Source organism: Vibrio sp. YT-19(2023) (assembly GCF_033337395.1).
This window is the reverse complement of record NZ_JAWOQN010000844.1, coordinates 1-581: the sequence shown is the minus strand read 5'-3', so window position 1 is coordinate 581 and position 581 is coordinate 1. Positions and strand designations below refer to the sequence as shown.

At 42.3% G+C, this 581-nt stretch carries 1 protein-coding gene and 1 pseudogene; one reads left to right on the top strand and one right to left on the bottom strand.

What is annotated here, in order from left to right:
* A partial coding sequence (locus tag R7E78_RS28785) for an accessory factor UbiK family protein (protein ID WP_318058969.1) occupies window positions 1-165 on the top strand: 165 nt, incomplete at its 5' end.
* A gap of 183 nt (window positions 166-348) precedes the next feature.
* On the opposite strand, the pseudogene R7E78_RS28780 reads toward R7E78_RS28785, so the two are convergent.
* Window positions 349-581 (bottom strand): annotated as a pseudogene (locus R7E78_RS28780) (ketol-acid reductoisomerase); the annotation flags it as partial.

Below are 581 nucleotides of genomic sequence, written 5' to 3'. Positions count from 1 at the left end.
GATCAAAAAGTTCGCCAAGTAATCCAAGGCCAACTAAATAAGCTAGATGTAGTAAGCCGCGAAGAATTTGATGTTCAAACTCAAGTTTTACTACGCACGCGTCAAAAGCTGACGGAAATGGAAAAGAAATTAGCTGAGCTTGAAGAAAAGCTAGCTGATAAATAAGCCCCTAAACGCTCCTTCGACAGGAGCGTTTTTCTTATCAGCACATGGAAAAATCGACTAAAAACGAAAAGGCTTGGTCAACGGAGACCAAGCCTTTTAATTAGATGTCGTGTTTTTTGTATTTATCGACTCCAATCTGTCTGGAGTTCATTTAATATCTTCAATGCTGTGCAGCGCAGAGAATTAGCCACCAACCGCGATGCGCTTCATATCCGTCATGTAGCCACGTAGTTCTTCGCCAATGTATTCCACTGGGTGGTTACGGATAGTCTCGTTCACTGCGATAAGAGTCGCGTTATCCACTTGGTTAGACGTTTCGCCTAGGCCTTTACCAATAACATCTGTACCAACAGAAGGCATGAATTTCTCACGTAATAAAGGCGTTGCTACGTTAGCAAATAGGTAGTTACCGTATT